The following is a 7,693-nucleotide window of genomic DNA, read 5'->3' as shown; positions in this document are numbered from 1 at the left end:
GACGAGACGAATGTCTCGTCTCGCGTTGCAGCAAGCACTGAATTTGGTCTCCCAAATTCGCTTGTTAGGGGCAAGCCCCTAATACCCCTGCCTCAGCTACACGCTCTTTTAATAAGAATATAGGTTTCAAAAATGATCGGTATCTTTCAGAAACAGCAGAAACCATTCAGCTATTTCGTGCGAGCCATGTCCTTTGAAGAAGGAGTGAACATGATGAGAAGACGAGCGATTCGCATTCAGGTATGGGTGAACCATGATGAAAACGCAAAGCTTCAAGCGAGTGCGAAGACATCGGGACTTTCACAGGAAGGTTATATTCGATCCCTGATTAATGGATATGTCCCGAAGGCGATGCCGCCAACGGACTATTTCGCTATGATGCGCGAGCTTCACGCCATCGGCAATAACCTTAACCAATTCGCAGCGAAGGCCCATGCGACAGGTCATCTGGATCGAGCGGCTTTTCAGCAGGAAGCAGACCACTTGCGCCGCGCCGTCCAGCAGATTCAACAAGCCGTGACCGCACCGGAACCGAGAAACGAGCTACAAGGAAATTCTAACGTACATCCACCGTAAGGGGACAGCGCACATGGCGACAACCGCAATATGGGACGTTACCGACCGCCTCAAGCGTGTGCTGGATTACGCCACCAATCCTGATAAGACCGATCAAGCGCGTGTAGCGCATGATGATTTACAGCAGGTGCTCGCTTATACCAGCGCGGATGCCAAAACGGAAAAACAGCTTTACGTGAGCGGGATCAATTGCGATCCGCTTACCGCTTACGAGCAAATGCAGCGAACCAAACGACAATTTCAAAAGACTGATGGCATTGTGGCTTTTCACGGGTATCAGGCGTTTGCACCGGGCGAAACGACGCCGGAGGTGGCACATGCCATTGGCATCAAACTGGCGCAGGAGCTATGGGGGGAGCGCTTTGAAGTCGTTGTATCAACCCATTTGGACAAGGAGCACTTGCACAATCATTTCGTACTTAATGCGGTGTCGTTCCTGAACGGTAAACGCTACTACGATAACAAAGCCTCTTACGCGCTGATGCGGCAAACATCCGATCGACTTTGCCGGGAGCATGCCTTATCGGTCATCGAGCAGCCGGAACCGGGTAAGGCCAAGCATTACGGTGAGTGGCGAGCGGAACAGGAAAGCAAGCCGACTTGGCGCGGCTTGATACGCGAGGACATCAACGCCGCTATCGCCGCTGCCATGACCATGACGCAATTTTTCGCGATCCTTCAGAAGCAGGGTTATGAAATGAAGTCGAACGTCAAGCATTTGGCGGTACGCCCGCCGGGCAAAGAGCGGTTTGTTCGATTGCGCAGTCTTGGCGACGATTACACGGAGCATGCGATAAAAGAGCGTATTCTGCAAAACCAGTTACCGCAGCGTCAGCCACCGATGCCGTTGCCGCGGCGCAGACGAGCCGTCATCGTTCGCAGTACCCTGCATATCGGACGTAGATTTAGCGGTCTGCAAGCCTTGTATCTGCGGTACTTATTCAAGATGGGGATTCTGCCTCATTCCCGCGCGTCCCTCAAACGGACGTCTTTTTTATTGCGCGAAGACTTACGATATCTGACGGCCATCACGGAGCAAACCAAGCTGTTATGCCGTCATCGAATTTTCAATACGGATCAATTGACGGATTATCTTGACGGGCTGCAAACGGAATTGCGACAAGGATACGGCTCCCGCAAAATGCTGTACAACCGGCTTCGCCGCTGTCAGCTTCCCGAGCAAATCGAGTCGTATAAATCGCAAATTGCCGAACTTTCCCGTCAGCTTGCGAAGCTCCGAAAGGAGGTGAGACTTTGTACGGGCGTTCTTACCCGATCCGACGAACTGGCAAACAAGCTGCAACGTAACGAGGAAGACCAATCGACACGAAGGGAGGCCAATGTCCATGAGCAGCGGAACCGAGGCGGCCGATCAGGTCGTCAGCATGAGTCTTCGTGGCATTGAGGTCATGGCGAAAATTTCCGGCGAAGGCGCGAAGCATCTGGCCGTTTATTTGTTCGCCGCCCTGCAAGGGCAAAAACGAACAAGAGGCCGCATTCGTTTGGAAAGCTTGCTGCGCAGCGGTAAGGAACTGAAGGTATTTGCAGTACGAAATGAAGACTTGCCGACGTTTTGCAAAGAAGCGAAGCGGTATGGTGTCCTCTATTGCGCGCTGCGTGACAAGAAAAATGTGGACGGGCTTTGCGACGTCATGGTACGGGCCGAGGATGCGTCCAAGATCAACCGAATCGTTGAACGCTTCAAGCTGGCGACCGTAGATACGGCCAGCATCAAGCAGGAGATTGTGAAATCCCGCAGCGAGAAGCAGTCGGTCGAGCGTGAAGGGGCGGCGCAACCACCGGAGCAACATGCCGGGACACCCGAAGAAGGAGCCAACGAGTCGCCAGCTTCAAATGAGGGAGCGGCAGTGAGCGAAGATTTTTTGGACGATCTGTTGGGAAAGCCCGAGCCGGCGGCGGAGGTGCAGCCGGTAAACGAGCAGCAGGGAACCGATCAACCGGCGGCCGAGGCGTGGGAGGTCGAGCGAACGGAACCGGAGCGTCCGCTTCCCCTCCCGCCGACACAGGAGGAGAGGACAACGGAACCATCCTCTCCGTCCGCGCCTACCTCCGAGCGCAGCGAGGCATACGAAAGGGTTACGATTGACCCTGAAAAGCCGAAGGAAAAAGTGTCCGTCCGCCAATTGCTGCGTGAAATTCGGGAGGAAAACCGGGCGGCAGAGAGCAGACGGCGGCAGCAGGTGCAGGAACCGTCGTTGCCTAAGCGCAGAGATCGCGGGAATTCGGCGTCCGGCAGCAAAGCATCCGTTCCGATGGCCGGGAGTCGAAAGCGAGGGAAATCGAAATGAGCGAACTGGACGAGTTATTCCAGCCCCAAGTCACGACGGCCTCCGGTCAGCGTGAGCAGCCGTTCGACAAAGAAGCGTGGGCGCAAAAAAAGCAAGAACTGCGGCAGTGGACGTATGAGACGATTGATACTGCCACAGCCGCCATTGCGCAAAACGGCGAACAATTTCAGCATTATCTGGACGTACAAAGCCGTTTTGATCTCTACAGCGTCGCGAATGCGCTGCTTATTTTCGCGCAGCGCCCGGATGCCACTCGCATTGCTGATTTTGATAGCTGGAAAGAACAAGGCGTCTATATCCGTCGCAAGGAATCCGGATTTTACATCTTGGAGCCAGGCGAGGAATACAAGCGAGAAGATGGGAGTACCGCAATCAGCTACAACCCCAAGAAGATGTTCGATGTTGCGCAAACAACCGCACCGAAAAAGGAATCGCCGATCTACCCGGATGACCGCACGCGCATCAAGGCATTGATGGACCGCTCACCTGTTGCGATTACGATTGGAGATGCCTTGCCTGCGGAAGTGCATGCGCTTTATCAGCCGGATACGCGAAACATCGTGATACGTCGCGGGCTTGGGGCCAGTGACATTTTTCGGGCGCTCGCACAGGAGTTGGCGCATGCGGAGATTGATCGCGGCCATAACGACTACAGCCGCTCCCATTACAATTTCCAAGCTTATTGCGCTGCGTATATGCTTTGCAAAAAGTTCGGCGTCGAGACGGCTTCTTTCCGCTTCGGCCGGGTTCACGAACGGCTCAAGGAGTTGGAGCCGCAGCATATTCGCGCCGAGCTGACGGTGATGAAGGATGCGGCACACGACATTTCCCGTCGTATGCACCGTATGCTGGCCCAGCAGCGACAGCAGCAACCGAATCGCAGCGATTCCACCCGCTAGTCGTGGCATGCTTTTCATTTTTCTGTTGGGAGGAGTGGCGATGAAAGAGGAAGAACGCATCCTGAGAATGGATCATTACGAGCATGGCATTGTCATCAACGCCTTGAATGCGCTCCGCAACGACTTGATGGGCCAGCAGCGGCCGACCGATCCTGTTGACGATTTACTGCTCAAAGCGATTGACGCTCCCTATCAAAAAATAAAGCGCCGGAGTCATCATGCGGCGCGCTGAAACCGCAAGGAGTAATCTTTTACTCTTTGCGTTTTTTTTTATTCCGGTCGTGTGGGCGGCGCTGCTTGCCGCCCCCGCTTTGTCAAAGGGATTACCGGCACTTCTGCTGTATCTCAGCGAGGCGATTAACAATCCCTTCCAGATTCAATGGGTCGAGGATACGCCACGAAGCTTGTTGCTGTTCACGTTGATTTATGGGATTTCGGTCGGCATCTACTTGGCGTCCCCACGCAACTATCGGCGGCGCGAAGAGCATGGCAGCGCACGATGGGGCAAGGCCGGACGGATAAATGCCAAGTATCGCGACAAGCAACCGGAACAAAACAAAATTCTGACGCAGCAGGTACGCATCGGCCTGGATGGCCGCAAGCATCGCCGGAACCTGAATGTTCTTGTAGTCGGCGGTTCCGGGTCCGGCAAAACGAGGTTTTACGCCAAGCCGAACGTCATGCAGGCGCATACGTCCTTTGTCGTGCTCGATCCCAAGGGCGAAATTTTGCGCGATACCGGGCATCTGCTCAAGTCCGAAGGCTATGACATCAAGGTGCTGGATCTCATCAATCCACACCGTTCGCATGGCTACAATCCATTCGCCTATTTGCAAGACGACAAGGATGTTCTCAAGCTGGTCACCAATCTGATCCGCAATACGACACCGAAGGGCAGTAATACCAACGATCCCTTTTGGGAGCGATCCGAGACCGCCTTGCTGGAAGCGCTCGTGCTGTACCTCCTGTATGAAGCGCCGCCGGAAGAGCAGAACTTTCCGATGGTGATGGATATGATCGCTGCTGCTGAGGTGCGGGAGGAGGACGAAACGTACCAAAGTCCACTTGATGAACTGTTCGAGCGGCTGGCCATGCGCGATCCGGAACACCTTGCCGTCAAGCAGTACAACATTTTCAAGCTGGCGGCGGGCAAGACGGCCAAGTCCATTTTGATTGGCCTCGGCGTTCGGTTGGAGAAGTTCAACTTGCATACGATTGCGGGGATGAGCTTGGTCGATGAAATGGAATTGCCCGTTATGGGGGAGAAGAAGACGGCGTTGTTTGCCGTCATTCCCGATAACGACAGCAGCTTCAATTTTATTGTAGGCATGCTCTACACACAGCTTTTTCAATGTTTGATGTACGAAGCGGACTATCGGCACGGCGGACGTCTCCCGGTTCATGTTCACTTTGTGATGGACGAGTTCGCCAATGTAGCGCTTCCCGACGAATTTGACAAGCTGCTCTCCACGATGCGCAGCCGTGAAATTTCCGTTTCTATCATTTTGCAAAATTTAGCGCAACTCAAGGCGCTGTACAAGGATGCGTGGGAATCGATTGTGGGCAACTGCGACGAATTTTTGTACTTGGGCGGCAACGAACAGTCTACCCACAAATACGTCTCGGAGCTGCTGGGCAAGGAAACGATTGATACCAATACCTACGGCCAGAGCAAGGGGAGAAACGGCAGCTACTCGATCAACTACCAGCAATCAGGCCGCGAATTGCTCACACCAGACGAGGTGAGGTTGCTGGATAACCGCTTTTGCCTGCTCTTTATCCGTGGCGAACATCCAGTCCAGGACGACAAATATGATTTGCTCAGGCATCCTCATGTCTCGCTCACGACGGATGGTAATGGTCTTCCCTATCAGCATGGCGGCACGGAACACGCTTTGGACTGGCAATCCGTGTTCCTTCATGCAGACGGGGATTATGAACTTCTTTCGGAGGAAGAAGTAGAGTCGTTATTTTTACGAAGGGAATGATGAACTTGAAAATGAAAACGAAACGGCTGCTGGCCCTGTACATCGTGCTGATCTTAACGGGAACTGTATTCGTCTCCACTGCTTATGCAGAGGGCGATCCGATGACGACAGTCAACAACCTGTCTACTTTTATCTTCGGTTTAATCCGTGCGATTGGCATGATTATTCTCGGTTTCGGCATTGTTCAAATTGGATTGTCGCTAAAATCCCATGACCCTTCTCAGCGCGCAAACGGGTTTCTGACGCTCGCCGGAGGGGTCATTATTACGTTTACGAAGGAAATTCTTACCCTGATTGCCGGATGAGCCTGAAGCTTTGCATGAAGGGGGGCGGACGTTTCGTCTGTTCCCCGTTTACGGAAGGGGTGAGCATGTGTCAAAAAACAGTTGGGTGATCGACAACCTCGAAAATGCCTTGGATACCTGGAACGATAAGATGAATGAAATCTGGAGCCTCGTTACGCAATCGCCAGCGGATTTTAAGGGTGGGGGCGTTTGGCGTGTCATCACAGATATTCACGGTGCGTTGCAGGCGACGGGACTGGCGCTTCTGGTCTTGTTTTTTGTGATTGGCGTGGTGAAGTCGACCGGCAGTTTTGCGGAAGTGAAAAGGCCGGAGATGGCCGTCAAGCTGTTTATCCGCTTTGTGCTCGCCAAGGCGGTCGTAACCTATGGTCTGGAGTTGATGATGGCTCTCTTTACGATTGTACAGGGGATCATCTCAACGATGATGGGACGCTCCGGGTTTGGAACGACAGAGGCTATGGCCTTGCCGGATACGGTAGCGCAAGCGATTGAAGACGTTGGCTTCTGGCAAAGCATTCCGCTGTGGATCGTCACCATTCTCGGCAGTTTGTTCATTACGGTGCTATCCTTTGTGATGATCCTTTCGGTGTACGGGCGCTTTTTCCGTATCTATTTGTATACGGCAATAGCCCCCGTTCCGCTGTCCGCATTTGCGGGGGAGCCAAGCCAAAATATTGGCAAGTCGTTCCTGAAAGGATACGCGGCGGCTTGTCTCGAAGGCGCGATTATTGTACTGGCTTGTATCATCTATTCCGCTTTTGCCACCGCTCCCCCAGCCGTCGATGCTAGTGCGGGCGCGGTTACGATGGTGTGGACGTATATTGGGGAACTCATTTTCAACATGCTCGTTCTTGTCGGTACGGTAAAAATGGCAGATCGCATCGTGCGCGAAATGATGGGACTGTAACCACCTTGTGAATGATGGGTGTTATCGGATTGCGGTCAAAAATAGCTTCAATAGCGCCAGAGCATCCTTGCGCTGCTTCTCTGTGCATTGATTGAGCGCAGCCATAATCAATGCCGTTTCATCGTAAGGTGTGGCGCTCTCCTCTTGACCAAGGAGCAATTCATTAGGAGAAAGCTTGAGCAAATTGCAAATACTGAACATCGTTTCAATGGACATCCCGGCTTTACCTCGTTCAATATCGGCGCAAAATCTTGGGACCCGTCCAACTCGTTCAGCCAGTTGTTCACGAGAAATTTCCAAAGCCTCTCGTTGCTTCCGAATGCGTTGCCCCACCTTCTTTTTATCGTAACCAATCATCAAGCGTCACCTCTTTACAGGGGTTGAGTTTATAACTCCCATTATGGAGGAGTACACAATTGACATAAATGAGGTTAAAACTTACCATCGAAGTAGTCTTCTAACATACACCGTGTTTCATTCAAAAATGTCGGCTCTCACAATAAAAACGGGAGGATGGATAAATGAACGAATTGTTAAGAGAACTGGAAGAGGAGCGGCGAAAGCTGAATACGCTTGGTGAACAGTTAATAAAGCAATCCATTTCTTTATCCGGCCATCAAGCATTTCAAGAGCAAAGTCAGAAGGTCGATCAGCTAGTAGCCTGCTATCATCACATGAAAGCCAAGCAGAAGCAGCAGGTAAGGTAAAA

10 protein-coding genes are annotated in these 7,693 nt (G+C 52.6%); 9 read left to right on the top strand and 1 reads right to left on the bottom strand.

The features are described from left to right. Nucleotides 1–210 precede the first annotated feature (210 nt). The 8 genes from MHH60_RS28465 (at nucleotide 211) to MHH60_RS28430 (ending at nucleotide 6,984) form a co-directional block, all read left to right on the top strand. Nucleotides 211–576 (top strand): plasmid mobilization protein, encoded by a 366-nt coding sequence (locus tag MHH60_RS28465; protein ID WP_249923550.1) that lies wholly within the window; start codon nucleotides 211–213, stop codon nucleotides 574–576. Between the two features lie 13 nt (nucleotides 577–589). Next, the gene (locus MHH60_RS28460) at nucleotides 590–1,981 is read left to right on the top strand and encodes a relaxase/mobilization nuclease domain-containing protein (protein ID WP_076119673.1); all 1,392 of its coding nucleotides are present in this window, start codon (nucleotides 590–592) and stop codon (nucleotides 1,979–1,981) included. Further along, the gene (locus MHH60_RS28455; protein ID WP_076119672.1) at nucleotides 1,923–2,885 is read left to right on the top strand and encodes a PcfB family protein; all 963 of its coding nucleotides are present in this window, start codon (nucleotides 1,923–1,925) and stop codon (nucleotides 2,883–2,885) included. Before MHH60_RS28460 ends, MHH60_RS28455 begins: the two co-directional genes overlap by 59 nt. Beyond that, on the top strand, nucleotides 2,882–3,784 hold the full coding sequence (locus tag MHH60_RS28450) for a hypothetical protein (protein ID WP_076119671.1): 903 nt from the start codon (nucleotides 2,882–2,884) through the stop codon (nucleotides 3,782–3,784). Before MHH60_RS28455 ends, MHH60_RS28450 begins: the two co-directional genes overlap by 4 nt. A gap of 40 nt (nucleotides 3,785–3,824) precedes the next feature. After that, nucleotides 3,825–4,016: a hypothetical protein gene (locus MHH60_RS28445; protein WP_076119670.1), complete on the top strand. Its 192-nt coding sequence runs from the start codon at nucleotides 3,825–3,827 to the stop codon at nucleotides 4,014–4,016. Then, nucleotides 4,003–5,772: a VirD4-like conjugal transfer protein, CD1115 family gene (locus tag MHH60_RS28440; protein WP_076119669.1), complete on the top strand. Its 1,770-nt coding sequence runs from the start codon at nucleotides 4,003–4,005 to the stop codon at nucleotides 5,770–5,772. The genes MHH60_RS28445 and MHH60_RS28440 overlap by 14 nt, the downstream gene beginning before the upstream one ends. After that, on the top strand, nucleotides 5,769–6,077 hold the full coding sequence (locus MHH60_RS28435) for a glutamyl-tRNA amidotransferase (RefSeq protein ID WP_069202418.1): 309 nt from the start codon (nucleotides 5,769–5,771) through the stop codon (nucleotides 6,075–6,077). The genes MHH60_RS28440 and MHH60_RS28435 overlap by 4 nt, the downstream gene beginning before the upstream one ends. A gap of 67 nt (nucleotides 6,078–6,144) precedes the next feature. Continuing rightward, the gene (locus tag MHH60_RS28430) at nucleotides 6,145–6,984 is read left to right on the top strand and encodes a hypothetical protein (RefSeq protein WP_249923549.1); all 840 of its coding nucleotides are present in this window, start codon (nucleotides 6,145–6,147) and stop codon (nucleotides 6,982–6,984) included. Nucleotides 6,985–7,005: 21 nt separating this feature from the next. Here the strand turns inward: MHH60_RS28430 and MHH60_RS28425 are convergent, their stop codons facing one another. Beyond that, nucleotides 7,006–7,341 (bottom strand): helix-turn-helix domain-containing protein, encoded by a 336-nt coding sequence (locus MHH60_RS28425; protein ID WP_036684668.1) that lies wholly within the window; start codon nucleotides 7,339–7,341, stop codon nucleotides 7,006–7,008. A gap of 164 nt (nucleotides 7,342–7,505) precedes the next feature. Between MHH60_RS28425 and MHH60_RS28420 the strand changes: the two genes are divergently transcribed. After that, nucleotides 7,506–7,691 (top strand): hypothetical protein, encoded by a 186-nt coding sequence (locus tag MHH60_RS28420; protein WP_076119668.1) that lies wholly within the window; start codon nucleotides 7,506–7,508, stop codon nucleotides 7,689–7,691. Nucleotides 7,692–7,693 lie beyond the last annotated feature (2 nt).

The organism is Paenibacillus sp. FSL H7-0716 (assembly GCF_038002705.1).
GTDB classification, from domain to species: domain Bacteria; phylum Bacillota; class Bacilli; order Paenibacillales; family Paenibacillaceae; genus Paenibacillus_AQ; species Paenibacillus_AQ odorifer.
This window is presented reverse-complemented; position numbering and strand designations above follow the sequence as displayed.

What these genes read in the sequence shown, in the direction of transcription:
- MHH60_RS28460 (WP_076119673.1), top strand. Translation starts at nt 590, where the DNA reads ATGGCGACAACCGCAATATGGGACGTTACCGACCGCCTCAAGCGTGTG.
- MHH60_RS28465 (WP_249923550.1), top strand. Translation starts at nt 211, where the DNA reads ATGATGAGAAGACGAGCGATTCGCATTCAGGTATGGGTGAACCATGAT.
- MHH60_RS28425 (WP_036684668.1), bottom strand. Translation starts at nt 7,341, where the DNA reads ATGATTGGTTACGATAAAAAGAAGGTGGGGCAACGCATTCGGAAGCAA.
- MHH60_RS28435 (WP_069202418.1), top strand. Translation starts at nt 5,769, where the DNA reads ATGATGAACTTGAAAATGAAAACGAAACGGCTGCTGGCCCTGTACATC.
- MHH60_RS28455 (WP_076119672.1), top strand. Translation starts at nt 1,923, where the DNA reads ATGAGCAGCGGAACCGAGGCGGCCGATCAGGTCGTCAGCATGAGTCTT.
- MHH60_RS28450 (WP_076119671.1), top strand. Translation starts at nt 2,882, where the DNA reads ATGAGCGAACTGGACGAGTTATTCCAGCCCCAAGTCACGACGGCCTCC.
- MHH60_RS28420 (WP_076119668.1), top strand. Translation starts at nt 7,506, where the DNA reads ATGAACGAATTGTTAAGAGAACTGGAAGAGGAGCGGCGAAAGCTGAAT.
- MHH60_RS28440 (WP_076119669.1), top strand. Translation starts at nt 4,003, where the DNA reads ATGCGGCGCGCTGAAACCGCAAGGAGTAATCTTTTACTCTTTGCGTTT.
- MHH60_RS28445 (WP_076119670.1), top strand. Translation starts at nt 3,825, where the DNA reads ATGAAAGAGGAAGAACGCATCCTGAGAATGGATCATTACGAGCATGGC.